Raw genomic sequence first — 26,121 nt, 5'->3', positions numbered from 1 at the left:
TAAAATAAGCTCCTTAACAAGGAAATACATGGACAGCTAATATATACCTACCTAGAGTATAAAATAATCAATACGTACTAACGGGACAGCATATTGCTGATCATTTCATTCAATTTCAGTCAGACTCGCACGCCTGTATATAGCCATAATATTCAGCAGCGCCTTAGCTTATGCGAGCCACGGGAGGTTATGGTTTATCGTAAATTCACCAATGTTTGCTGAATCTGGTCTTCCGTTTTAATGGTCTGTGCATTCGCTTGATAAACCCGCTGAGCCGTGATCATGTTGACGAGCTCCGCCGTAAGGTCAGTATTTGAGTCCTCGACAGCCGATGAGGTTAACGTCCCTTGACCACTAGAGCCAGGTGTTCCCACCAAAGCGGGACCAGATGTTGAGGTCTCGTTCCACTGATTATCGCCAATTGATTGCAAACCATTTGGATTGGTGAAATTAGCTAAAACAACCTGACCAAGGACGGAGGTTTTACCGTTGGTATAACTACCGACGATAGTGCCGTCTTTAGCAGTAGTAAAACTCGATAATTTGCCTGACGCATATCCATCCTGTTTTAATGTACTGACACTAAAATCAGAACCAAACTGCGTTGAGCCAGTCATGTCTAGCTTCACATCCAAAGGTGTAGAGATTGGCGTTACAGCACCCGACGTGACTGGAATAGCAACTTTTAATGCCTTAGGGTCGTTGACAGAAAATGCTGGAGTTGCCGAAACTAGCTTGCCCAAATTATCAAATGTCAATTGGCCCAGGGCAACCGGCGCTGCTGGCGGTGTGTAGCCAACAGGTATACCGTCACTGGTGGCATACACATTCCAAGTTAAAGCTGCCGGATCTTTCGCAAAGAAAGTTTGCAATACGTGCGAATTACCTAAGCTATCAAAAACAGCAACTGAGGTCGCGTTGTTGTATGAAGTTGGATCGGTAGGAGAAAATACAATCGGTGTAGCACCACCTGGATTTGTTTTACGTGAATCCAGATTAACCAGTGCATTAACAGCAGTAGTTTGCGAAGGCGGAATATCTGCTGTATTAATATTGATCGCAGCAGGAGATCCCGTCGACAAAGTACCATTGGCGTTAGCAACATAGCCTGTCAATTGCGCGCCTTGCGCATTAACGATAAAACCGTTTTTATCCAACTGAAATTGGCCGTTACGGGAATAACTCACCGCTCCATTCGTATTCAACCGGAAAAACCCATTGCCGTTAATGGCGATATCTAAGGGATTATTAGTTGTGCTGACATTACCCTGCGTAAATTGCTGGGCGATCGCAGCCACTTTCGTACCGATACCCACTTGCGCACCACCGGCACCGTTCAGAGAATTGGCATATACGTCAGCAAACTGCACCTCTGCCTGTTTGAAGCCAACGGTACTGGCGTTAGAAATATTGTTACCGATGACATCTAACGATTTTGATGCAGCATTCAAGCCGCTTAAGCCTTGTTGAAAACCCATGATGTTTCCCCTTTTTTACTGGAATAGAATTGAACTAATAAGTTAGCTAATGATTGCGCTAATTTAGGTTAAAACTGATGCTGAACTGAGATCCACACTAATAGATTTTCTTCACATCGGACATACTGATATCGCCAATATTGGCAACACTCAATTTGACCCCTTGCGCGCTTGATGTCACGCTAGAAACTAGCCCAAAACTTAATGCTGTCGCATCTACTGCTTTGCCCGCGGTAGTGGCTGTGACGGCAAATGTATATTGGCCGTCAGGTGCAGCACTGCCCTTATCCGTCGAACCATCCCAAGTCAATTGGCTAAGACCTGCTTCTGTTGATCCAAGGCTGATCGTTTTAACCGTAGCACCAGAAGCATCTTTAATCGCCACATCGACTTTGTCCGCACCTTGGGCTAGGTCGATACCATAAATCGATTTACCGCTAGACAAACTAATTGCACTACCAGGCGCGATAACCCCATGACCAATCATGTTGGCGGCTTGCAAATTTTGCCCTGCAATCATATTGCTGCTTAAAGTTGCGACTGCAGCATTAAGCTGATTGATACCAGTCACAGTTGATAACTGTGCAAGCTGGCTAGTAACCTGAGCGTTATCCATCGGGTTTAATGGATCTTGATTTTTCATTTGCGTTACTAGCAAAGTTAAAAATTGATTTTGCGTATCCGCCACAGTCGATTTTGTCGCCGCGGTGCCGTTCTGCGTCGCCAACAAAGCTGGATCAACGGTATTAGTTATTGTGGTCATTTGATATCCTTCATCCAGTATTGGGGCGGTACAAAAAAAGGGGCGTTACAAAAGTGTTTTATTCGAAGTACTTTATTTAATTGGCTAACTCGTTACTGACCTAAAGTCAGAGTTTTAAGCAACAAGGTCTTAGCGGCATTCATCGTATCAACGTTGGTTTGGTAAGAGCGAGAGGCAGAAATCATATTCACCATCTCTTCGACGACATTCACGTTTGGCATCGCCACATAACCTTTTTCGTCTGCCAGAGGATGCTTTGGGTCATACATCAATTTAGGCGGATTACCGTCCTCAACGACCTCTTTTACCTTGACGGATGTGGCAGTGGCATCGCCAGATGGTACGGCGCTAAAAACTACCTGCTTGGCTTTATAGGGCTGACCGTTTGAGCTGGTTACGCTATCGGCGTTGGCTAAATTACTAGACACCACATTCAAGCGCTGTGCCTGGGCGCTCATGGCAGAGCCTGCGACATTAAAAATATTGAACAAGGACATAATAATTACCCCTGGATAGCGGCTAACATACCGCGAATCTGCATATTAATCATAGTAAGGCTGGCCTCATAACGCAAAGAATTATCTGCAAATTGATTACGTTCCACATCCATATCTACCGTATTACCATCTATGTTGCTCTGCGCTGGATTACGATAAAGTAACTGGCTACCGCCTGCATTATTTTGTCCATCAAGGTGATTTGGTGAGGTTTTCGCCAATTCTGTTGGAGATTGATTTCCCGTTTGACGCATTGCATTGTTTGCTAAATTGCCATTTTGATTGACGGCAGCGCCAGTCGATGTTGCAGTCGTCGCATTATTTAAAGCATTATTCATCGCGGACGAAAAATCGATATCGCGCGCTTTATAATTGGGCGTGTCGGCGTTAGCGATATTGGATGAAATCAATTGCTGACGCTGCCCTCTGACAGATAGCGCAGTTTCTTGAAAACGAAAATAATCATCGATTCTGTTAGCCATATTCCCTCCAATTACGATCTGCTTTAGTGCGGTTTTAGCTTGATAACAACGCGATAATTTAAGTAAAAGCAATATCAGCGGCTGTTTAAACGGTTTTTGATGCTTTGCATGTTATCCCCGCAAAGACAAGTCCAATCATCTAAAAAGAAGACCAAAATACCGTCTATTCCTCGATTTACTTTCCAAGATAAAAACTACAATTTGATTCAATGCTTCCACCGAGAATCCAATGAAAAAGCGATTAATATCAAGATCAATGCTGGCCATCTTAAGCATAATCTTGAGCACGCAAGTCGTTGCCGAGCCAAACAACGCTCAGCAAAATCCCTTGGCGGTGCGGGAGGCAGCAGAAAACTTTTTAAAAACACAGTCCGCAGGCCAATCTGGCGATGTGCGTATTAGCGTTGGGCCACTGGATAGTCGCTTAAACTTAGCTGCATGCCCTAATTTATTGCCATTTTTACCTCAGGGAAGTAAACCCTGGGGCAAGATTACGGTAGGCGTACGCTGCGCAGAACCAACTCCTTGGATTGTGTATCTGACAGCAAATGTGCAAATTACTGGTGATTACTATGTCACTGCGGGATCTTTGGCGATAGGACATGTTCTGACAGCCTCGGATCTAATCAAAACCAAAGGAGAACTATCAAGCCTCCCAAATGGTGTTGTGACAAATCCAGAACAAGCAATAGGCAGGTCAATAACGACATCCGTCACGTCTGGTACTACATTAAGAGGAGACATACTAAAAAGTCCCCCAGTAGTGCAACAAGGACAATCTGTGCGTGTAACCAGCACGGGTAAAGGATTTCAGGTAGCGACTGACGGACAGGCATTAAACAATGCAAGCGAAGGACAAGTAGCAAAAGCGAAGACAATGTCAGGTCAGGTAGTTAGCGGAATAGCCAGAGCTGGCGGAGTTATTGAGGTCACATATTGAACCGGGATTACCTTGCGGAACGATATTTCCTTGCTCAAGGTTAAAGTTTAAAATAACACAGCCGATATACATAACGTAGATGTATATAAATCCGAATAAAGAGGGTAACGCTGTGAAAATTAATGACGCACTACAAAGTACGCCGGCAGTACCAACTGGCACTCAGGTTCGTACTGATCGTTCGCCCGATAAAGCAGAGGTAGCAACAACGCCTTCGCACACGGTGCAGATCTCGCCCCTGTCGACGCAATTGCAGGCTTTACAAAACACTCAGGCTAGCAGCGGTGTGTTTGCAACAAAAAAAGTGGAAGAAATTAAGCTCGCCATTTCTGAAGGACGCTTCCAGGTCAATTCAGAAAAAGTAGCTGATGGCTTGCTTGAGACTGTTAAAGATTTATTAAACTCTAGAAAACAATCATCATGAACCTCTCCAGCGCAAAACTACTCCAATTAAATCAATGCCTTAAAGATGAAGTCGTAGAAATGACATCATTATCTGAGTTGTTGAAATTGGAACAAGCTGCGCTAGTTGAAGCACGTGTGAATGACCTGACAGAAATCACCAAAGATAAAAGTGCGCTACTTGTAAAAGTATCTGAATTAGAAAAATTAAGAGCATCAAGCTTAAAAGATCTGGGATTTCTATCCGATATGTCTGGCATGCAAGCATTGCTGGAGCAAGTACCAACAGAAGTAGAAACATCTAATTATTGGAAAACGCTTTTAGCGATTTCTGAACAAGCGCAAGAAAATAACCGCACAAATGGTATTTTGATTAACCGCCAGTTCACTCGTAACCAAAGTGCACTGAACATACTCCAGCAAAACAATCCTGCAGGATCAATGTACGGTCCAAACGGACAATCAACAGTCAAAAACATGCCGGGTCGAGGCGTAGTGGCAGGTTAATGCAGCTTAATTGAATACAACGGAGTAATCACTTTTGCCAACTTTGGCTTGCCTAGTAAACTCCTGAAATCAAAATCAGAAAATATTCTTTGATAGCTACATGCACTTCTATAAGCTATCAAATTTAACATACTCCCCCATCAGCACCTCCCAATATGGCTTATTGCCCAATGATTGTCTGGACGATTTAAATATACTCATAGTGAGTATATTTTAACCAAGGATTCATATTTGATTGATGATTCCACTCGGCTAAGCAAAAAAACATACGGAGCGACGGGTTCGTCGCTGTATTTTTGTAAGCGACTCTGTATATTCCACCTGTATATTACATGCAGATCCCAGCTTCAATTGGCTCTTTTATCGGCAGATGTTACCGGAACGTCAACACCCGATTCTGGCAAAATAGCCAGAATAGTGACCGTTACGCGTCGATTTCTGGCCCTGCCATCCGCGGTATCATTTGATCCGACTGGCATTTTCGGTCCTTGTCCAACGGCAGTCATGCGATTTTCATCAACGCCGTTTTCCGTGAATAATCGGACGACAGTACTGGCACGCACGGCGGACAATTCCCAGTTAGATGGAAAATTAGTATTTTTAATAGGTAGATTATCGGTGTGCCCCTCCACCTGAATGGCGTGATTGTCCAGCTTTAACACCGATGCAATCGCCTTCAATGCCTGATTTGAATCTTCGTTCAGCTTTGCCTCGCCCGGGGCAAAAAGCACACTTGCATTAATTTCTATCGTAACGCCACGACTTGTCTGTGTGACTCTTACTTTACCCTCTCTGACCAAGGGCTCTAAAACAGCCAGAATATCGCGTGCGATCCCGGTCATTTGCTCACGCTCTTTGCGTAAGGGCTCTGTATTTCTGGGTTTGATGATGGGAAGAGGATCTAACTTAATCGCAGGCTCTAAGTCGGTATCTTTTTTAGTCGGCTTAACTAATACCTCTTTACCAAACGCCCCTGTAAGCGAATTAGACAGCACACGGTACTTGCCTTCGTTGACCGATGAGATAGCATACATGACGACAAAAAAAGCAAATAACAAGGTAATGAAATCGGCGTAAGAAACTAACCATCTGTCATGGTTGTCACTCTCTTCATGATATTTCTTTCTGGCCATGGCTAATATCAGTTTTTATGGTTTGCCAGGCGCTCTTCCACCACTCGAGGACTATCGCCAAATGCGATGCTGTAAAAAATATCCGATAACATTTCGCGCCTTACTACCTCACGATGGACAATTTCTTTCAGCTTGTTACTGATAGGTAGGAACAACAAATTTGCCAGGCCTACACCGTAAATTGTCGCTACAAAAGCGACTGCAATCCCGCTACCGAGCTTACTGGGATCACTCAGATTTTCCATCACATGGATCAGGCCGAGTACCGCGCCTAAAATCCCGATAGTTGGCGAATAGCCGCCAGCCGCTTCCCAAATCTTGATGGCTTGCCGTTGCTCCATTTCGTATAACGACACGTCAACTTCGAGAATATCTTTTATGCGGGCAGGATCAATACCGTCAATAACAAGGCGTAAACCTTTGCTTATAAAAGGATCTTTGCTGGATTCCATGTAACGTTCAAGGCTCAAAAAACCTTCGCGGCGAGCAACTACGCTCCAGATCAATGCCTCTTGTATAGTTTTTTTACTGGTATCGACTGGCATGGAAACAATCCATTTCAGCATCCTGACACCACGGATAAACGTGGGCATCCGGCTTTGCAACAATACAGCGCCGATCGTGCCGACAACAACGATGACAAATGCAGCAGGCTGCACTAAGGAGGATAAGCGTCCGCCCTCAATCAGTTGGCCTGAAAAGATGCCGACAACTACTAAGATAAATCCAATTAGGCTAGCCCAGTCCACGCTTTCTCCCTTAAAGAAGCCCTGAGTCGGGCTACTGCCTGGCTATGAAGTTGCGATATCCGGGATTCGGATACGCCCATGACGGCGCCTATCTCTTTTAAATTGAGCTCTTGTTCGTAATACAAACCCATGAGTAGCTTTTCTCGCTCGGGCAAACTATCAATCGCGAAGATCACAGCATCACGAAAATCGCCATGCAAAAGATCTTCTAAAGGATCGCCTGAACGATCGTTACAGTAATGATCGAGGAAATGCTCTTTGGTATCTGCATCATGAAAATCTTCGTAATACACGAGTTGATGTCCACCACTCTCACCCAGCAAATCCTGGTATTCGGCCAGACTCAATTTCAGCAACTTAGCAACTTCCGTTTCTAGCGGTGGACGTCCCAATTTTTGCTGCAATGCGTTCATTGCGTTTTCAATTTTGCGCATGTTTTGGCGCACACCACGCGGCAGCCAATCACTGCTGCGCAATTCATCCAGCATTGCACCGCGTATGCGTTGCACTGCATAGGTTTCAAATTGTGCGCCGTGATTATCTTCATAACGGTTAACGGCATCTAGCAGACCTATCATACCGGCCTGCACTAAGTCATCAACTTCGACGCTGGGGGGCAATCTCGCTTTTAATTGATAAGCGAGTCGCTTCACTAGTGGAGCATGCTCCGTAAGTAGGGAATTTTTATCTGATTTTCCGCTAGCGGTGTACATAATCAATCAAATTCCGAGACGAATACCTAACTCTGGCAATCCATGTAAACCTAATGTTGAGCGGGCTGTTGATCTTGCGGTCAAGGCAAGCCGCTCAGCTAATTGAGAAAACGCAATAGAGGCACCCGCCAATGGGAATGCATCAATCACCGAACGACCTAAATGCGCTGCTTTTTTCATGTGATCGTCCTCTGGCACGTAGCCAACAAAATGCAAAGGTACTGCTAAATATCGACTAGCCGCTTGTGCCATATTGGTATAAACCAATCGTGCTTCCGGTTCTGTTACACCCGATACTAAAATACCATAAGAACGACGGCCTACACGGTTATTGACACGTTTAATCAAACCATAAGCATCTTTAATCGTGGCCGCATTGGCAGATACTTGTATTACGACTTCGCTCTCTTCAAATGAAGCTAGCGGGAACGCATCATCGCCATCAATTTCGCTGTCCACAATGACCAAGTCCGCACTGTTTGCAGCAACATCAAAAACACGGGATAAACGCTTAGTATTTTCGGCGGGCAATCGCGCCAACGCAGTCGCATATTTTGAGAGCATCGTCACAGATAAGCCTGCTGATACAATTTTTACTGCCTCTTGCATTGTACGCCGTTGTCTTGCAACGTCCAACAAGGTCTGCTCGGTATTTGCATTGAGCCAAGCGCCAATACTATTGGCCGAAGATCTGGCATCAACCATCAAGACTTGCTGCCCTTTTCTCGCAAGAGAAGCACCTAAATTAATAAGCATGCCACTTTTTTCTTCGTCACGCAAAGCGGATAAAAACGTGAGCACACGCGGTCTTGGCGCCTCTAACATCCGGCGCAAGCCTTCTGCCTGATCAAAACTAGCCAAAAGACACCTCCCGCAAACCATTATTGGTATTCGCGGCGGAAGCCATAGCCGCATTTGCCATCACCATCGGTAGCTCTTCATCTTGCAATCGATAGGCAGATGTCTCTCGTTTTAATTTGAATGCGCGATCAACCAGGTACTGCTTGTTTGCGATGTGCAAATCCTCAGGCACACGCTGGCCACTGGCGAGATAATAGATATGAAGCTTTTGACGAATCGCGATATCTAACACGCCGCCGATAGTCGCGGCCTCATCAAGCTTAGTCAAAATACATCCCGCCAACCCGCTACCCTGATAAGCCCGAACGACCTCACTAAGTGTCTCGCCTGTAGAGGTCGCGTTTAAACACAATAAGCGTTTTACATTGGCATCTGCACCAGACAACATAGCAACCTGCTCTGTCACCATTTTGTCGCGTTGGCTGACGCCGACCGTGTCGATTAATACGGTATGTTTATTTTTTAGTTCAGACAAAGCAATCCGTAAATCAGATTCATCTTTAACCGAATGCACCATCACACCTAATATTTTGCCGTAAATACGCAATTGTTCGTAGCCACCAATACGATAACCATCCGTCGTAATCAATGCTAGTTTGGCAGGGCCATGGCGCATCACGCAACGGGCAGCGAGTTTTGCTGTGGTGGTGGTTTTGCCTACGCCTGTAGGGCCAACCAAAGCATAAACGCCGCCTTTTTCTAAAATTTCATTCTCATTATTGATAGTGGATAAATTGCGATTTAAAATCGCTTTAATCCAATCCATACTACTAGCGACGGTTTCAGATTCTGGCATTTTATCGACTAGATAACGGGATAAGCTTGCGCTGAAACCCGTTGCCAGCATCTCTCGCATTACTTCTGCCTTTTGAGGTTGACGTTTTTGGGTGTTCGTCCAGGATATCTCTGCCAATTGCGCTTCCAGCATACCGCGCATAGACCGGATTTCAGTCATCACGTCGGCTAACTCACCGGCGCTGACTATGTTATCTAGCACGTGTGGCTGAGATTTTGAGAGCAGAGGCGATTCGCTGGCTTGCCATCCCTGTTCAGTCTGCTGCAACCGCGGTGGAAATTTGGCCGTCTCCGGGATCGCACGCTGATCCGATGATGTCGCAATTGAACTCATCGTCTCATCTGTCATCGCTAGTATTTCTACTTTTCCATCGACGTTCCGATTAGAGAGAATGACTGCATCCGAACCGAGTGCATCCCTCACCATACGAATTGCCTCGCGCGATGTATTCGCTGAAAATTTCTTCACGTTCATAATTGCCCTCCAACCAGGCTGGTAACTCTAATTGTTTTTGTTTCTGGTAATTCTGCTTGCGATAACACTTTTAACTGCGGCAAAGTACGCCTCAAGAAACGCGACAACAACGCTCTTAAAGGACCCGGCACTAACAGAACCGGCGCTAAACCCATCTGCTCTTGATGTTTTGCTGCTGCCTCTGTCTGAGTTGCCAAGGTATCTGCCAATCCTGGTTCAATACCTGCGCCATCAGAGCCACTCGTTTGCAATGCTTGCATCAGCAAACGTTCGAGCCGGTTATCTAATGTCATCACCGTCAACTCATTGGTGGACGGGAATATCTGCTGCACAATTGCCCGACCTAATGCAATGCGAACGTAAGTCGTCAGCTCGTTTGCGTCTTGGGTATGCATGCCATGCTCAGATAAGGTTTCGATAATGGTGCGCATGTCGCGGATATGCACACCCTCGATCAATAGGTTTTGTAATACCTTCTGCAAAATAGACAGTGGCAATAGTTTAGGCACCAATTCCTCGACTAACTTTGGCGTGTCTTTTGCGAGGTGGTCCATCAATTGCTGAACTTCATGACGACCCAGCAGCTCAGCCGCATGCGATGTAATTAAATGGTTGAGATGAGTGGCAATGACAGTACCGGCATCCACTACGGTATAACCCATAGTCTGGGCTTGCTCCCGCATGGCAGCGTCAATCCAGGTTGCAGGCAATCCGAACGCTGGGTCTGTCGTAATCGGGCCAGGCAAAGTGCCAGATACCATGCCGGGATTAATTGCCAGATATTGCCCGGTAATCGCCTCACCGACGCCGACCTCAACGCCTTTTAGCGTGATCTTGTACGCCGATGGCTTAAGCTCTAAGTTGTCTCTGATGTGCACAGGGGGCGATAAGAAACCTACCTCTTGCGCAAACTTCTTGCGGATTCCTTTAATTCGTCTAAGCAGCTCCCCTCCCTGCCCTTTGTCAACCAAAGGAATGAGGCGATAGCCAACTTCTAAACCTAAAGTATCTACTGGCAGGATATCTTGCCATGTTGCTTCTTCCATTTCAGACGGCGGAACTGGCGCTGCAACTTGCTCTTCGGGCGTGGGGACGACATCCGATTTTTTGGTTAATAAGTAACCGCCACCGATCAGAAGTAAAGCTAACAATAAAAAAGCTACATGTGGCATGCCTGGAATCAGACCCATGCCACCAACGATGCCACCTGTAATGAACAGCACCTGTGGTTTAGCAAATAATTGGCCAATCAGTTGACCGCCAATATCCTGATCACTGGCAACCCGAGATACTACGATACCTGCCGCTGTTGAAATAATCAGTGACGGGATCTGCGCAACCAGACCATCACCGATTGCCAGCAAAGTATAGTTTTTTAGGGCTGTTGCAAAATCCAGATCATGCTGCACCATACCTACAATTAAGCCACCAACAATATTGATGATGGTGACCATAATGCCCGCCACTGCATCACCACGAACATACTTACTAGCACCATCCATCGCACCATAAAACTCAGCTTCTTGCGCGACTTCGGTACGGCGACGACGTGCTTCTTGTTCCGCAATCAGGCCCGCATTTAAATCCGCATCAATCGCCATTTGCTTACCAGGCATCGCATCCAATGCAAACCTGGCACCGACCTCCGCAATACGACCTGCACCTTTGGTCACGACGGTAAAGTTAATAATCGTCAAAATAACAAAGACTACAATACCAACCGTATAGTTACCGCCAATCAGAAAATGTCCAAAGGCCTCAATCACTTTACCGGCAGCATCTGGACCGGTATGCCCCTCGGTCAACACTACCCGGGTTGATGCCACGTTGAGTGATAAGCGCAACATCGTGCTGACCAATAACACGGTTGGAAACACCATAAAATCAAGTGGCTTGATGGTGTATAAGCTGGTCAGTAAAACAATGATTGCTAGCGCAATATTGAAGCTAAAAAAGACATCGAGTACAAAGGCGGGCAGCGGCAATATCATCATCGCCAACATCATGATGATGAGTATCGGCGCAGCAATGGCCTTGTTACTAAATATGCTCATCCAGGCGGGTAATTTCAAACCATTCATGGATTAGCTCCGGCGGTATTCGCTGGTTGAGGAGCGTTGTTTGGATCAAGTTCAGCAGGAACTGCTAAATCGAAAGGCACAGATGGCCTGAGGCCGCCATGCTGACGGAATGTTTTTAACTGGAAGACGTAAGCCAGAACTTCTGCAACGGCCGCGTAAAGTGTCTCTGGAATTTCGTCACCTAACTCAGTGTGCTTAAACAAAGCACGTGCCAAGGGAGGCGCCTCTAGCAAGGGAATATTATTTTCTGCAGCCAGTTCACGAATTTTTGCAGCGACGGCATCAGCACCTTTGGCAACCACTCTCGGCGCACCGTTGCTACCATCTTTATATTTCAAAGCGACCGCGTAATGCGTTGGATTGGTGACTACGACATCGGCTGTCGGTACTTCTGACATCATCCGGCGACGCGCCATTTCGCGCTGTTGCGCGCGGATTTTGGCTTTAATCTGGGGATTACCGTTGGCTTCTTTTGATTCTTGTATCACTTCTTGATGGGTCATTTTGAGCTTGTTGGCATAACTCCACATTTGGTATGGAACATCAATTCCGGCAATCAATACCAAGGCACCGACGATCGATAAAAAACAGATCGCAAGCATGGTTGCCATGTGTGCGCTGCCAGCGGCCAAAGGCTCGGAAGCAAGGCCGAAGATGGCATCTTTTTGATTCATTACGACGATCCAAGCAACCGTTCCGACAATCAGCGCTTTGAGAATTGCCTTAACTAACTCCACACCGGCCTTGGACGAAATCATATTCGTCAGACCAGACAAAGGATTCATACGACTAAAATTAGGTTGCAAGGCTTTAGCACTAAAAAGCCAGCCACCGATTAATAACGGAGATCCAATTGCAACCAGCATCAACAAACCACCGAGCGGAGCAAAAGCGAGCAACACATCCATCAAGATCATGCCGATGTGCGAAAACAACATATCGTGATCAAACGCTAAAGTACGCTCCATCGATAATCCATCGATGAGCATATGATTCAACTGCCTGATTAAAGAACCGCCAGACATCCATAAGCCAGCGCCCGCGGCAAGCAAGATCGTGCAAGTAGACAACTCTCTTGAGCGCGGGACATCGCCCTCTTCACGCGCCTGCTCTAAGCGCTTGGGCGACGCCGGTTCGGTTCTTTCGAGATCGCTATCTTCGGCCATTACCGACTCCCATCTATTTCTAAGAAGCAAGCAAAACGCTGCTATTACACATTTATACAAGTGTGATTATTGGCGATGTTGCATTCTGTAGATGCGCCGAACAAGTGACGATTTACCCCCTATTTCAGTAAACCCAAAAAATCAGAGCAAGTGAGATGTGACGTAAACTTAGATTTTCAGAAAAGACAGCTTTTTTAAAAGCGACGAAGCACTCTTGATCTGCACGCGCAATGGCGATGGCGTGATTAGAACAAGCAATATTGAAGAGCGAAATCAGAGATAGAACGATGGCTTTTATCTATCGTTCAAATAGTTGAATTAAACGCCAATACCCTATAGACCAATGAATACATGGACACTTAAATATACTAATTAGGAGTATAAATTTAAATCCGATAAGAAAACAAACAAAGCGCGAACCGCAATGATTTAGTAGCAATACATATAGTGCTTAGCCGCGTCCCTAGAACGGACTATCCGCAAAATCTTCCTTTATAAGAAATTTGCACCGTCAGCTTCCCAGTATCACTCCTTGCACAAATCGAAATTAGTAAAGCCTGCCGTATAATCTTTTTCCATGATATGGCGTTTTTCGATACCGTCACACGAATACTCTTTTATACAAATAGAACATGCCTCGCTTCTTTTGCCCTTTACCGCTTACCATCGGCGCCTCGATTGATCTGCCTACAGATGTCGCTCACCATATATTTGTCTTACGACTTTCTGCTGGCGAGAACATTTCTCTATTTAATGGCGAAGGCGCCAGTTATGTCGCCACCTTGGTGTCCGTTACAAAAAAAAGTGTTACCGCAGAAGTCAAAGTATTTTTACCGGAAGAATGCGAACTACCATTTGCCTTGACTTTGGCGCAGGCTTTGCCGGAAGCATCCAAGATGGATTGGATTATTGAAAAAGCGATTGAGCTTGGCGTGACGACCATACAGCCATTGTCATCCCAACGTTGTGTGGTGAGATTATCGGCAGAGCGTGCTGAAAAAAAGCTCGCTCACTGGCAAGGCATTATCGTCGCTGCGGCGGAGCAATGTGGGCGTAATCGCCTGGCTCATTTATCTCCAGTTATGGATTTGCCTAAATGGCTGGCACAGCAAGATATGCATAAACGCATTTTGTTATCGCCCAGAGCAGATAAATCGCTTGCCGACTGGGCACGTCATCACCCCGCGCAATCAGTCAGCCTGATGATCGGTCCTGAGGGTGGATTTTCTGATGATGAAGAAATGCTGGCGATCAGACAAGGTGTCTTGACCCTGAGTATGGGGCCACGCGTCTTACGTACAGAAACCGCAGGTCTGGCGGCGATTGTGACATTAAATGCGGCGTGGGGAGGGATGTAAAGTACTGCGGTGCTGCGATTATTTTTTGTTTGAAATGATTGTTTGAACTTACTCTCTTGAACTAATCTCTCAAGTTAATCGCAGTCAAGCGCTTTTGCAGCCGCTGTTTTTTTAAAATAACGTGCATAGCCGCATGCATTTTCTCCGTACAAATCTAATTTCGTTTTATCGGCACCAGATTCCAGTAAAAACTGGATTGACTGCAACTGATCATATTGCGCAGCAACCATCAATGGGGTAGAACCGCGTGCTTCGCTAAACGGCACATCAATCTCAGCACCATGCTCTCGCAATACACGCATACTGCGCACAGCGCCGACATAGGCAGCGTAATGCATGGGCGTCCAGACCTGATTGCTGGCTAATCGCATGTCAGCACCAGCATCAAGTAAAACACCAACCACTTCAACCGCGTCGCTACTAATCGCATCAAATAAGGCGCTGCGGTTTCCCATTCGGTAACCTGCAGCGCTAATGACAACTGGCGTCACATCGTCAACACGTGCGCCACTCGATAATAATAATTGCACTTTGGCCAAATCTTTTTCTTGCGCAGCCTGCATCAAGCTGGTTAGTCCATCGTTGTCACGCCGATTTGGATCAGCACCCTCAGCAAGCTTTGCCTGTAATTGTGTATATGTCTCGGTTTGTACAGGCGCCATTTCTGACTGCGCCTCGTTACGAGCAGGATCAAACACCGATAACAAAAATTTGATCAAACTCCATCCTGCAATCGTGACAAAAAACAATAAAAAGATGCGCCCTAACCAAGGATTCCTGCGCTCAGCGGCATTACGCAAAGACGCAGCCTCCGCTAGCTTTGTCAAATCTAGCTGATATAGCGGTTTTGATTTGTGCAGCAGGCTCTGCCAGTGGATCTTTGAAGACTCGTTCAATGCAGAACCAACCAACAAAGGAAAAACTAAATCGCCATCAAATACTCTCACTACTAATTTCCAAATAATTTTTTTGTTCTTACCATCCGCAGCACCTGAGGCTGGCAATTGTGCTGGAAAATCGACCATGAAACTCGTCTGCGAAGTTCCATGCGCAAGCTGCACCTCATCCACGACGAGCGACCACAAGGTTTTAGTGCTGGTATCTTCACCACTGCTGTCTTCATAAAGACACTGGCATTCAATCCTGACCGGACAACTTGCTTGCGGTGTGCGTAACATACCCAAACTTTCACCGAGCGGTGGTATAAAACGTATTCTGGCTTTCCATTCATTCAACCCTATTTCCGGCGCTTTGGTGGTCACTAAAACTGGCTGACCAATGCAGCTTCTGACAAACCATAATTTCACTGCAAAAACAATCATCCCAATACCAACCAGAGGGAAGATAGAAACTGTAAGGATCAGTGGATTATTGCCAATATGAGATGAGAATAATGCCACCCCAGCGATTGGCCAGGAGAGCAAGTTCCAGAACACGGCAAAGACACCCATTGGCAACGCACCGCTTTGTTCTGGGGGCAATGATCAGGCTAGAAAGTGGTACTTTATGTTGTTGAGCGAATTCTGCTGTAACAACAGGAATGACAGGTTCAGCCGAAGGCCGCCAGATTTTCCAGAGTGCCCAGCAAGCGCCAATCCCCACAGCAGGGAACAGCGATGCAAACGGCAACAGAAACAATAATCGCATCCAGCGAATTGCGCGGTCATAGACGGCAAACTCAGGATCGTCGGGATCGACCCAGAGCGTGACGGACTGCTCCTGGTCTTTGGCGCGTTGCAATTCTCGATAAATATCACGTTGGTAGTCGCCAATATTATCGTTGCTGTCGCCGCCGATGTTAATGCGCTTGCTGCGGTGACCTAAGGCTTGATAGCTGTAACTAAATTCAGCCTTTACCTGATAAGTTCTGGTCTCACCGTCGTGCTCTTCCAGGGATAGTTTTTCAATCTGCGCCTGTACCGCCACCAGATTTTGTGCTTTCCACAAACCAATTATCTGCTTAGCCAAAGGGATCGCACCTGCCCCCATACCAGCAGCAGTGAAGCTCACCCCAAATAACACAGCAATCAAACTAAACCCTATTTTTGAAGCGATTGTTTTTATTTTTTTCATGCGGCAAATATAGCAGAGCACACAATCGCAGCGCCACTGACAGCGTTGCAAAATAGTCTCTCGGCGAGCAATAAACTTGGATGACAAATACCTGCGGAAACTATTCATATAAAGTTCACAATCAGATTAACTTTTTAGTATTAATATGATTGTCATTTCCGTTGTAATGTAATTCATCAACCACCTCAGAAAGGGATCGTATGGGACTTCTGGATTCAGCATTAGGCATGTTGGGCGGCAACTCGGATCAAGGTAATGATCCCAAAGCGATGTTGCTACAAGCTGCGCTTGGTATGCTTACCAATAATCAATCTGCTAACGGACAAAATGGTCAAAGTGATCAAACTGGCTCGTCGGGCTTATCTGGTTTAGTCAGCGCATTTGAAAACGCCGGCCTCGGCAATATCGTCAGTTCGTGGATAAGCAATGGTCATAATTTGCCTATCTCTGCAGACCAAATCAAAAGTGCGCTCGGCAATGGCCAGCTAGCACAATTGGCAGAAGCAGCAGGTTTGTCGCACGACGGTGCAGCAGAACATTTGGCAGAAATGTTGCCCGGCCTAGTGGATAAGCTAACGCCCAACGGTGAAGTAGCTACCTCTGGTTTTGGTGAGTTGGGAAGTATGCTAGAGCAATTTTCCAGCTCATTTTTGAGCAAGGCTTGATGTAGCGCTTTGTTTACACCGTGATTTTTTTGGTTTTTTTAAGATGCGTAATACCGATTTAAGCGATAGAAATGGTATTACGCATTTTTTATGGCAAGTTTGTCCTAAATACCTTGGTTTTCAGATCACGTTAAAGATCAAGCGCGTCGTCTAAACCAACCTGCGAGCGATAGCCGGTCACGCGTTGCGGGTAGCACCTCGTGTTGCATATCCGCCGATAAAAATAGCACCATGCGGCTGCCTAGTGGAGAAATGTCCTCCGTAGATTTACCGATGGGGTGCAGTCTTAAAGCACCGCCCTGCTCTGGCAACCAATGAAAGTTCAGATAAATTACCACCGACACAGTCCGGCGATCATCATCACGAAACCGGTCCAGATGTTTGAGATAAGACGCTCCCGGCGCATAAAAAGCAAAGTGACTCTCATACTCATCCAGCCCCAAATACAAGGCCCGGTTTAAAGCAATGCGCACCGTTTCCATAATTTGCAAATAGCGATCACATGCCAGCGACTGTCCTGCTTTTAGCCATTGGATTTGGTCACCGCGAATCTCTGGCCGGATAGCTTGCTCAGCACCACGACCAACATTGGCTAATTTTAATGCGCCGATATCTGCCAATACTTGACATTCCGCCGCCAGAGCCAGGGTTAAATTTTCGGACAAAAAAATGTTTTGTTGTGACCAGCCTTGTTTGACTAAGTCTTCCACAATGTTGATCTGATGCGCATTGCTAAGGCACACAAAATCAGCGAATGAATCACCAGGTGATTCGGCAAACATGAGTGTGCTACTTTCTTAAGAAACATACGATGGAGTGCAGTGCAAGCTTGCCATTGAATAATGACGATACCTAGTATGTGGCACTTATATGTGGAATTTGTGAGTGGCGCTTGTTTAATAGCTGTAAGTTGTATAACACGAAACGCACATAAAGTTAGATTACCGATGTGGCATTGTATTTTTAATACCGATACGAGCCGACGCTGTAAATATGCGCGGATATCGCTAGCTGCAGCAATCGTATTTCTCTGCCCAAGCCATTAATACCCACTCGAAAAAACAATATACTCCCCTGTAAAAATCTTAAATATAGCGGATAGACCAATGATTATATGGACAACTTAAATATGCTTATATGGAGTATTATTTTACCGCCTATGAAAGTGGTACGAAAAAATTAGAATCCCGCTACGTACAGCACAGATCACTTTCACCTCAGCTTAAAGATACTAGCGCCCCGGATAAAAGATCTAGCGATACCAACGCACATCAGCATCTATCAGCAATAAAACAGTAATAATGCGAAGACCGCCAAATACATAGCTAATTCTATTTATCAACGGAAGGCAATAGCGATCTTTCCCAATCCGCCAGGCAATCTTTGTTAAACTCTGGCGCTTCAACTTAAACTGCAACCTGGCGCTACTTAGTGCAACTGAATAAACCATGAGCGATCTCCCTGTCATTAGCTGGACCGAAAACGACCAAGTGCATACCGCTCGCTGGCATTCTGAAAGTGGATCGCCAGCGCCTAAACGTGTGCAAATCGCTGATGACCGCATGACTGCCGACACCGCGTACCGTCTCGCTTGCGAAGGTACTGCCTTGTTATGGCGTGGCGACTTTCAAAATGCACGCCAGCTATTACAAGCATTGGCCAGACGTATCGATAAAAAGCCGGCTAAATCACGCAAAATTGAGAAAGCTCCGGCGACGATGACAGAGGCTTTCCACCTGCATCGCCAAGCTCAATCACAGCGTGCCCGTGTGTTGGCAATGCTGTTATTGCCGTTTAATGCCGACTACAGCACTCCCCTCCGCCGTGCCCCTGATCTGCGCCAAGCCTGCGCTGAGGCTTATGGTGTCGTTGATGCAAACAGCACGCCTTTCATCGCGTCGCTTAGAGAATTATTAGGACTGACCGGCGCGCATGAGTGGCGTAAAAACGGCGTAGAAATCGCGGCGCTGAACAACCGCATTTACCCACATTACGGCGTGTTCTCACCTGTTCGTGGCGAATATTTGGATCTGATCGCTAAAGCGCCATTGCCATCAACCGAACTGGCGTTTGATATCGGCACCGGCACCGGCGTCATTGCTGCTTTGCTCGCACAACGCGGCATCAAGCGCATTATCGCTACCGATCAAGATGAGCGTGCATTAAGCTGCGCCCGTGAGAATATTCACCGATTAGGGAGCGACCAGCAAGTCGACCTCATTAAGGCAGATTTATTTCCGGCAGGCCGCGCGCCGCTGATAGTCTGCAATCCACCGTGGGTTCCTGCCCGCCCCAACTCGCCAATTGAATATGCAGTCTACGACCCAGACAGCCGCATGTTGCGTGGATTTTTATCCGGCGTCGCGGATCATTTAGAAGCCAAAGGCGAGGCCTGGCTTATTCTGTCCGATCTGGCAGAACATCTGGGCTTGCGCACATCGGCAGAATTATGGTCGTGGATGGATGCGGGCGGTTTAGAAGTCGTTGGAAAAATGGATATCAAACCACGGCATGGCAAAGCGACCGATAGCGAAGACCCTTTGCATGGCGCCAGATCAAAAGAAGTGACTTCTTTGTGGCGCTTGAGGGTGAAGTAAGCGAAGTGAGGTGAGCACTATGCTCAAAAGCTCAAAATCCGATGAAAACTTCTTAACTTAATTAAGCTTCAGCGTAATTCAAGCTCAAGCTCAATCTAATTCAATTTAATTCAAGCACATAAGACCATTCAGCCCCGGTGCTTGGGTCAAGCTTTTCCCCGATCTGCCACCCCATTGATTTATAGAGATGAACAGCTGCAAACATCGTTGTCCATGTCTCTAGATAAATGCTGACATAGCTTGTTTGCTTAGCGATCACGACTGCGTTTTGAAGCAAAATTTTGCCAATGCCCTTCCCTCTGGTAGCAGAATCCACATAAAAGGCAGAGAGTTTAAGGACACGTTCACTTTTGCGAGAGAGTATTAATGAACCGACGATTTCTCCATCTAACTCCGCTACCAATTGCGTGAGAACCGCTTGGCTAAGCACGCCAAATTGCCCCAAGTCTCGGTCTAAATGATCAAAATCTGGCTCCAGACCAAATTCACGCATAGCAACGCTGGCAATCTCATGCACCCTATGGCGGTCAGCCAGGCACGCTTCTCTTATCACTACATTGTTCGGCATAAATCCATTTCAAAATGAGTTTCGTAGTCGTAAATGAACCGTGAAAATTTAACACGGCCAGAACACATCTCAGTAGAATAAAAGTGTGATTATTCGGGGAATCTGAGGAGTTCATTATGCCGCTTTTGCTTTTGCGTCATCTGTCTGGCCGTTACGTCTCGATAATATTTCTGCTGCTATGGCTTGTTCTTCCAAATGCCCACGCCATTGATCGCTATCAAATCGATCCTGAGCATACTTTCTCCGTATTTGAATACAACCACTGGGGCTTGTCTCTGCAACGTGGGCGGTTCGACATGAATACCGGCACGATTGAGCTAGATACTGCCAATAAAACTGGCTCGGTTCAATTTGAGATCGACACTGCTTCGGTCAGTACCGGCACCGCGCTGTTCGACACCAGCTTACGCTCACCTAGTTTTTTTGATGCGATGCAATTCCCAAAAATCGCTTTTAAATCAAATGCCTTACGATTTGACGATGCTGGAAAACTCACCGGCATTGATGGTGATTTAACCATCAAAGGCATCACTAAGCCTGCTAAGTTCGAGCTGACGCAATTCAATTGCCGCTTTATGGTGATCTATTTACGTTCTGCATGTGGTGCCAATGGCTACACCAAAATCCTGCGCAGTGATTTTAATGTTGGACGATATGTGCCATTTGTGAGCGATGAGGTAACTTTGTATTTCAGCGTTGAGGCGATTAAAGAGTAAATGGAGTGTGGTAAATAAGAAGTCCCTCAGTTGCAGGCCAAGGAATAGAATTTAACCCAGATTTTCCATTGGAACAGCGGCAAGTGTGCCTTTGGCGGACTGACTGGCTAGATGCGACGACGCAAGCTGCATCTTGCCAGGAGGAGCAACAACGCTAGGCAGTTCGCCAGAGGTGCAATTGTCGCTATAGCGCTCCCAATCAAATCGCGTTGGTGCCATCCCTCTGAACACCGCATGCTGTCTGCGTTTCTGCGAAGTAGTAGCGGTCTAATGGGAAATCTGGGTTTAAGGATCGCCGTTACCGATCAAAACTAACTCACCAGACTATTTACACAACGCCCACAAATAATATACTGGTAGCCTGTATATCTTAGTTGTCCATATGATTACTGGACAATAGAGCATTTTTACAAAAAATAATGGGGAGTATATTGCTTTAGCTTGTAATTTTGTTGATGAAAAATACAACAAAGAATGGCTTTTCAACATTATCAGTCTGGTAAAGTTGAGAGCGTAAAAGTTTTCACTGAAGTCTTAATTGTTCAAAAATCGATAGTCCCAGACGAATTATCCTAGAAACGTCAGTTGGACGAGTCTGAGTGTGCATTTTTTCGGCTTTCCAGCAAGGCGAGACGAGGCGCAACCTTCACGTTGCAACGAGGAGTAACGCCGCTGGGGAGCCGAAAAAGTGTGCAATCAGATTCGTAGCGCTGTGACCAGAACGGTGACGGCAAAAATACTGAAACGATTCAATTTAATCAAATACTTATTAACACTGACAAGCGGTCAACTGTCGTTTCTAGGATTATCATCAACGAAAGTCTTTCTTTCCCTCATCCAAAGCAAAAACGTAATGAGAATGCATTTATAATCGAAGGTTTTGCATTCAGTAGTTACTCATAGCAGTCACTCAAAAAATATGAAGGTATTTCGCGGACTTCCCAACGCTGCCTCGCGTGCGCCCTGCGCACTGGCAATAGGCAACTTTGATGGCGTACATCTTGGACATCAGGTTTTACTGTCCCACTTGCGCGCCGCCGCTACACGCTTGAACGTTGAAGCTGCGGTCATGACGTTTGAACCACATCCACGGGCATTTTTTGCGCAATTGTCTGGCGATATCGGTAAAGCGCCTAGCCGCATTGCCAATCTGCGTGACAATATGCTGTCGCTGCAAGAAGCTGGCATCGACCGTGTGATCGTGGAGCATTTCAATGCGCATTTTGCTGCGCTGTCACCACAAGATTTTATTGAAAAAATTCTGGTGCAAGGCTTGCACGTGAAATGGTTAATGGTTGGCGAAGATTTTCGTTACGGCGCCAAACGTGCTGGCGATATCGACATGCTGATCGCAGCTGGCAAACGATTTGGCTTTGAGGTCGAAACACTGCCTGCGGTGCAACACAAAGGCGAGCGTATATCCTCATCTGCTGTGCGTGCTGCGCTGGCGGCAGGTAACTTTGTCGAATCCGAACATTTACTTGGGCGTCCTTATCGCATATCTGGGCATGTAGTACATGGTCAAAAGTTAGGACGCACCATCGGTTTCCCTACATTGAACTTACAAATCGCGCATCATCGTCCTGCTTTGCAAGGCATCTTTATCGTACAAGTGCATGGTTTATCCGAGCAAGCTTTGCCTGCCGTCGCTAGCCTGGGCGTAAGACCAACGGTAGATGATAGTGGCCGCGTGCTGCTAGAGACACATGTATTTGATTACAGCGGCAATGCCTATGGCAAAGTGGTCCAGATAGAGTTTTTACAGAAGCTGCGTGATGAAGAAAAATACATCGATCTGCCAACCCTGACCGAAGCGATTGAGCGCGATGCCGAACAGGCCAGAGCGTATTTTCGTAATCGTGCCACGGGTGCGATCTCTGCTACTGACCGAATTTGAAGACCACTTCTCTTTGTTTAATTCAAGGATATTCGAGCATTTTTGAATTGAATTAAATTGAGTCGTCTTTACAAAGAACGCAAAAAAAATAACTCACTTAAAGAAAATTATGTCTAACGAAAAGTCAGCAAAAGTCGCCAGCAAGTATCCAGTCAATATGACTGAAACCCCGTTCCCGATGCGCGGCGATCTCGCCAAGCGCGAGCCGCAATGGGTGAAGCAATGGCAAGATAAAAAAATCTATCAGCGCATCCGCAAGGCCTCTACCAATCGTCCAAAATTTATTCTGCATGACGGCCCACCGTACGCCAACGGCGACATCCACATCGGCCACGCAGTTAACAAAATTCTGAAAGACATGATCGTCAAAGCACGCAATATGGCGGGCTTTGATGCGCAGTATGTGCCGGGTTGGGATTGCCACGGCATGCCGATCGAAATCCAGATCGAAAAACTGTACGGCAAAAATCTGCCGGTGGCAGAAGTGCAAGCCAAAGCGCGCGCCTATGCAAACGAGCAGATAGAACGACAAAAAGTAGATTTTATCCGCCTGGGTGTCTTGGGTGAATGGGACAATCCCTACAAAACCATGAACTTCGGTAACGAGGCCGATGAAATCCGTGCACTCGGAAAATTGCTTGAAAAAGGTTATGTGTATCGCGGCCTGAAGCCGGTCAACTGGTGTTTTGATTGCGGCTCTGCATTAGCAGAGGCAGAAGTCGAATATGAAAATAAACGCGACCCGTCAATCGATGTCGGCTTCCCGTTTGCAGAGCACGACAAGATCGCTGCGGCGTTTAAACTCGCCAAGCTGCCTGTCGATAAAGGCTATTGCGTGATCTGGACCACGACACCGTGGACCATCCCATCCAATCAAGCATTGAACATGCACCCGGAAATCACTTACGCACTGGTCGAGACCGTACGTGAGGGCGAACCGACCTTGCTGATTCTGGCAAACGATCTGGTAGAGGCGTCGCTGACCAATTACGGTCTAGAAGGTAAAGTCATCGCGACCTGCCTCGGTGCTGATCTTTCAGAGATCAATTTTAAACATCCGATGGCACAATTGGATGCGGGCTACGACCGTTTTTCTCCCGTCTATATGGGTGAATACGTGACGCTGGATAGCGGCACAGGCATTGTCCATTCCGCACCGGCTTACGGTATCGAAGATTTCCAATCCTGCAAAGCACACGGCATGAAGGATGATGCCATCATCGCACCTGTCATGGGCGACGGAAAGTTTGCGTCTTCACTGCCCTTCTTCGCGGGTATGACGATCTGGGAAGCATCCAAACCGATCTGCGACAAACTCAAAGAAGCGGGTACCTTGTTCTCGCTAAAGATGTTTGATCACAGCTATATGCACTGCTGGCGTCATAAAACGCCGATCATCTACCGTGCAACATCGCAATGGTTTGCGAGTATGGACAATACACCAAAAGATGGTGGCAATAGCCTGCGCCAAACCGCATTAAAAGCGATTGACGAGACCGCATTTTTCCCGGCATGGGGCAAAGCGCGCCTGCATGGCATGATCGCCAATCGCCCAGACTGGACATTGTCACGTCAGCGTCAATGGGGCGTACCGATGGCGTTTTTCTTGCACAAAGAAACGGGGCAACTGCATCCACGTACATCGGAATTTCTAGAGCAAATTGCGCAACGTGTTGAGAAAGAAGGTATCGAAGCCTGGCAAAAAATCGAAGTCGCCGATTTGCTTGGTGATGATGCCGATATGTACGTCAAAAACCGCGATACGCTGGATGTCTGGTTTGATTCCGGTACCACACATTACACGGTCTTGCGCGGTTCACATAAAGAACAATCGCAGTTCCCTGCCGACTTGTACCTGGAAGGCTCTGATCAGCATCGAGGCTGGTTCCATTCGTCTTTACTGACTGCATCGATGCTGGACGGTCGTGCGCCTTACAAGGCTTTGCTGACGCACGGCTTTGTGGTCGATGGCGAAGGCAAGAAAATGTCTAAGTCCAAAGGTAACGTCGTAGCGCCACAAAAAATCTCGGACACCTTGGGTGCAGATATCTTGCGTTTGTGGGTCGCTGCAACGGATTACTCCGGCGAGCTATCTATCTCTGACGAGATATTGAAACGTGTGACGGAGTCTTATCGCCGCATTCGCAATACTTTGCGCTTCCTGTTAGCGAATACCTCAGATTTCAATCCTGCGACGGACGCAGTGGCAATCGATGAGATGCTGGAAATTGATCGTTACGCGATCGCCAATATGGCAGCGTTGCAAGCCGATATCCTCGTTCATTATGAGCAGTTTGAATTCCATCCGGTGGTCGCCAAATTACAATCCTTCTGCTCAGAAGATCTTGGTGGTTTCTACCTCGATATCCTGAAAGACCGTTTATATACAAGTGGCACGACATCGGCAGCACGTCGTTCTGCGCAAACAGCGATCTGGCATATCACGCAAAGTTTGCTGCGCCTGATGGCACCAACATTGTCTTTTACAGCGGAAGAAGCCTGGGTCAGTTTCGCCAGTAAAGAAGCTTATGCAGAAAGCGATGAAACGATTTTTACGCAGCTGTATTACGCTTTACCGGTCATCGACAACGCCAGTGCACTGATGGAAAAATACACTGCGTTGCGCTTGATTCGCACGGACGTTACTAAGCAATTGGAAGAAGTTCGGGTAGCTGGCGGCATCGGGGCATCCTTGCAAGCTGAAGTGACCATCAAAGCCAGCGGTGCTAAGTTTGATTTACTGCAAAGCTTTGCTGATGACTTACGTTTTGTATTGATCACATCAGCAGCCGCGATAGAGAAAGTGACGACGGAAGCGGAAGAAGCTGTGATTGTTACCCCATCCAGCTATCAAAAGTGTGAGCGTTGCTGGCACTATCGCGCTGATGTTGGCGCGCATGCAGAACACACCGGTTTATGCGGTCGTTGTATCAGTAATTTGTTTGGTAGTGGAGAATCGCGTCAATTTGCGTAATTCAAATTGACTCAATTTATCGCTTTAGGCTTTAGCCCCTCTCTCATTTGCGGGAGAGGGTTGAGATGAGAGATCAGCGTCCCAATAATGCAATCATTATCGATTTCATCAAGATTAACCAAGAATCATTTACACGGAGATCTTTGCACGATAAAAAGCCAAGCAGAGTGTTTACCTCAAATGAGACAATAGCAACAGGATAAATTTAAAGAGTGGCAATCATGGCGTGGA

General features: G+C 46.6%; 25 protein-coding genes. 9 read left to right on the top strand and 16 right to left on the bottom strand.

All coding sequences use genetic code 11. The features are described 5' to 3' along the window. Positions 1-194: 194 nt before the first annotated feature. The 4 genes from flgE to flgB form a co-directional block, all read right to left on the bottom strand. Positions 195-1,478 (bottom strand): flagellar hook protein FlgE, encoded by a 1,284-nt coding sequence (flgE, locus tag AAKU64_RS08600; protein ID WP_354330958.1) that lies wholly within the window; start codon positions 1,476-1,478, stop codon positions 195-197. Positions 1,479-1,575: 97 nt separating this feature from the next. Further along, positions 1,576-2,241 carry a flagellar hook assembly protein FlgD gene (locus AAKU64_RS08595; RefSeq protein WP_354330960.1) on the bottom strand — a complete coding sequence of 222 codons (666 nt, stop codon included), beginning with the start codon at positions 2,239-2,241 and terminating at the stop codon, positions 1,576-1,578. A gap of 92 nt (positions 2,242-2,333) precedes the next feature. After that, positions 2,334-2,738 (bottom strand): flagellar basal body rod protein FlgC, encoded by a 405-nt coding sequence (gene flgC, locus AAKU64_RS08590; RefSeq protein ID WP_354330962.1) that lies wholly within the window; start codon positions 2,736-2,738, stop codon positions 2,334-2,336. A gap of 5 nt (positions 2,739-2,743) precedes the next feature. Then, positions 2,744-3,220 carry a flagellar basal body rod protein FlgB gene (flgB, locus tag AAKU64_RS08585; protein ID WP_354330964.1) on the bottom strand — a complete coding sequence of 159 codons (477 nt, stop codon included), beginning with the start codon at positions 3,218-3,220 and terminating at the stop codon, positions 2,744-2,746. A gap of 280 nt (positions 3,221-3,500) precedes the next feature. On the opposite strand from flgB, the gene flgA reads away from it, so the two are divergent. The 3 genes from flgA to AAKU64_RS08570 all read left to right on the top strand — a co-directional run bounded on the left by flgA (position 3,501) and on the right by AAKU64_RS08570 (position 5,069). Then, positions 3,501-4,160 carry a flagellar basal body P-ring formation chaperone FlgA gene (gene flgA, locus AAKU64_RS08580; protein ID WP_354330966.1) on the top strand — a complete coding sequence of 220 codons (660 nt, stop codon included), beginning with the start codon at positions 3,501-3,503 and terminating at the stop codon, positions 4,158-4,160. A 112-nt stretch (positions 4,161-4,272) separates the two neighbouring features. Continuing rightward, complete coding sequence (flgM, locus tag AAKU64_RS08575; RefSeq protein ID WP_354330968.1) at positions 4,273-4,584, top strand: flagellar biosynthesis anti-sigma factor FlgM; 312 nt, start codon at positions 4,273-4,275, stop codon at positions 4,582-4,584. After that, positions 4,581-5,069 carry a flagella synthesis protein FlgN gene (locus AAKU64_RS08570; RefSeq protein WP_354330970.1) on the top strand — a complete coding sequence of 163 codons (489 nt, stop codon included), beginning with the start codon at positions 4,581-4,583 and terminating at the stop codon, positions 5,067-5,069. Before flgM ends, AAKU64_RS08570 begins: the two co-directional genes overlap by 4 nt. A 347-nt stretch (positions 5,070-5,416) precedes the next feature. Here the strand turns inward: AAKU64_RS08570 and motD are convergent, their stop codons facing one another. From motD to flhB, 7 genes are read right to left on the bottom strand one after another with little or no spacing between them, the layout of a single operon-like run. Continuing rightward, positions 5,417-6,202, bottom strand: a complete 786-nt coding sequence (gene motD, locus AAKU64_RS08565) for a flagellar motor protein MotD (protein ID WP_354332776.1) — start codon at positions 6,200-6,202, stop codon at positions 5,417-5,419. A gap of 8 nt (positions 6,203-6,210) precedes the next feature. After that, positions 6,211-6,951 (bottom strand): flagellar motor protein, encoded by a 741-nt coding sequence (locus AAKU64_RS08560; RefSeq protein WP_354332778.1) that lies wholly within the window; start codon positions 6,949-6,951, stop codon positions 6,211-6,213. Then, positions 6,933-7,664 (bottom strand): RNA polymerase sigma factor FliA, encoded by a 732-nt coding sequence (locus AAKU64_RS08555; protein ID WP_322119043.1) that lies wholly within the window; start codon positions 7,662-7,664, stop codon positions 6,933-6,935. Before AAKU64_RS08555 ends, AAKU64_RS08560 begins: the two co-directional genes overlap by 19 nt. Positions 7,665-7,670: 6 nt before the next feature. After that, positions 7,671-8,525 (bottom strand): MinD/ParA family ATP-binding protein, encoded by an 855-nt coding sequence (locus AAKU64_RS08550; protein ID WP_322119044.1) that lies wholly within the window; start codon positions 8,523-8,525, stop codon positions 7,671-7,673. Then, entirely contained in the window at positions 8,518-9,795 is a 1,278-nt protein-coding gene (gene flhF, locus AAKU64_RS08545; protein WP_354332780.1) for a flagellar biosynthesis GTPase FlhF, read from the bottom strand. The genes AAKU64_RS08550 and flhF overlap by 8 nt, the downstream gene beginning before the upstream one ends. Next, on the bottom strand, positions 9,792-11,876 hold the full coding sequence (gene flhA / locus AAKU64_RS08540) for a flagellar biosynthesis protein FlhA (RefSeq protein WP_354332781.1): 2,085 nt from the start codon (positions 11,874-11,876) through the stop codon (positions 9,792-9,794). Before flhA ends, flhF begins: the two co-directional genes overlap by 4 nt. Beyond that, complete coding sequence (gene flhB / locus AAKU64_RS08535; RefSeq protein WP_354332783.1) at positions 11,873-13,042, bottom strand: flagellar biosynthesis protein FlhB; 1,170 nt, start codon at positions 13,040-13,042, stop codon at positions 11,873-11,875. The genes flhA and flhB overlap by 4 nt, the downstream gene beginning before the upstream one ends. Before the next feature lie 632 nt (positions 13,043-13,674). On the opposite strand from flhB, the gene AAKU64_RS08530 reads away from it, so the two are divergent. Beyond that, complete coding sequence (locus AAKU64_RS08530) at positions 13,675-14,400, top strand: 16S rRNA (uracil(1498)-N(3))-methyltransferase (protein WP_354362012.1); 726 nt, start codon at positions 13,675-13,677, stop codon at positions 14,398-14,400. Between the two features lie 74 nt (positions 14,401-14,474). Here the strand turns inward: AAKU64_RS08530 and AAKU64_RS08525 are convergent, their stop codons facing one another. Together AAKU64_RS08525 and AAKU64_RS08520 are read right to left on the bottom strand one after the other, a co-directional pair. Beyond that, the gene (locus tag AAKU64_RS08525; RefSeq protein WP_354362011.1) at positions 14,475-15,881 is read right to left on the bottom strand and encodes an ankyrin repeat domain-containing protein; all 1,407 of its coding nucleotides are present in this window, start codon (positions 15,879-15,881) and stop codon (positions 14,475-14,477) included. Further along, a complete protein-coding gene (locus AAKU64_RS08520; RefSeq protein ID WP_354362010.1) occupies positions 15,769-16,473 on the bottom strand; it encodes a DUF3592 domain-containing protein in 705 nt (234 codons plus the stop codon). The genes AAKU64_RS08525 and AAKU64_RS08520 overlap by 113 nt, the downstream gene beginning before the upstream one ends. A gap of 200 nt (positions 16,474-16,673) precedes the next feature. Here AAKU64_RS08520 and AAKU64_RS08515 point away from each other — a divergent pair, with 200 nt between their 5' ends. After that, complete coding sequence (locus AAKU64_RS08515; RefSeq protein ID WP_354332791.1) at positions 16,674-17,138, top strand: YidB family protein; 465 nt, start codon at positions 16,674-16,676, stop codon at positions 17,136-17,138. A 137-nt stretch (positions 17,139-17,275) separates the two neighbouring features. On the opposite strand, the gene AAKU64_RS08510 is transcribed toward AAKU64_RS08515, so the two are convergent. After that, a complete protein-coding gene (locus tag AAKU64_RS08510) occupies positions 17,276-17,920 on the bottom strand; it encodes a 2OG-Fe(II) oxygenase (protein ID WP_354332792.1) in 645 nt (214 codons plus the stop codon). Positions 17,921-18,586: 666 nt separating this feature from the next. Here AAKU64_RS08510 and AAKU64_RS08505 point away from each other — a divergent pair. After that, positions 18,587-19,735 carry a methyltransferase gene (locus tag AAKU64_RS08505; protein ID WP_354362009.1) on the top strand — a complete coding sequence of 383 codons (1,149 nt, stop codon included), beginning with the start codon at positions 18,587-18,589 and terminating at the stop codon, positions 19,733-19,735. Between the two features lie 100 nt (positions 19,736-19,835). Here AAKU64_RS08505 and AAKU64_RS08500 read toward each other — a convergent pair whose 3' ends face one another. Next, the gene (locus AAKU64_RS08500; RefSeq protein ID WP_354362008.1) at positions 19,836-20,303 is read right to left on the bottom strand and encodes a GNAT family N-acetyltransferase; all 468 of its coding nucleotides are present in this window, start codon (positions 20,301-20,303) and stop codon (positions 19,836-19,838) included. Positions 20,304-20,419: 116 nt separating this feature from the next. Here AAKU64_RS08500 and AAKU64_RS08495 point away from each other — a divergent pair, with 116 nt between their 5' ends. After that, entirely contained in the window at positions 20,420-21,019 is a 600-nt protein-coding gene (locus tag AAKU64_RS08495) for a YceI family protein (protein ID WP_354362007.1), read from the top strand. 51 nt (positions 21,020-21,070) lie between these two features. Here the strand turns inward: AAKU64_RS08495 and AAKU64_RS08490 are convergent, their stop codons facing one another. Further along, positions 21,071-21,238, bottom strand: a complete 168-nt coding sequence (locus AAKU64_RS08490; protein WP_354332800.1) for a hypothetical protein — start codon at positions 21,236-21,238, stop codon at positions 21,071-21,073. Between the two features lie 700 nt (positions 21,239-21,938). Between AAKU64_RS08490 and AAKU64_RS08485 the strand changes: the two genes are divergently transcribed. Then, positions 21,939-22,916 (top strand): bifunctional riboflavin kinase/FAD synthetase, encoded by a 978-nt coding sequence (locus tag AAKU64_RS08485; RefSeq protein ID WP_354332802.1) that lies wholly within the window; start codon positions 21,939-21,941, stop codon positions 22,914-22,916. A 109-nt stretch (positions 22,917-23,025) separates the two neighbouring features. Continuing rightward, positions 23,026-25,890 (top strand): isoleucine--tRNA ligase, encoded by a 2,865-nt coding sequence (ileS, locus tag AAKU64_RS08480; RefSeq protein WP_354332804.1) that lies wholly within the window; start codon positions 23,026-23,028, stop codon positions 25,888-25,890. The last annotated feature ends 231 nt before the right edge of the window (positions 25,891-26,121 follow it).

Source organism: Undibacterium sp. GrIS 1.8 (genome assembly GCF_040544445.1).
Taxonomy (GTDB): domain Bacteria; phylum Pseudomonadota; class Gammaproteobacteria; order Burkholderiales; family Burkholderiaceae_D; genus Undibacterium.
This window is presented reverse-complemented; position numbering and strand designations above follow the sequence as displayed.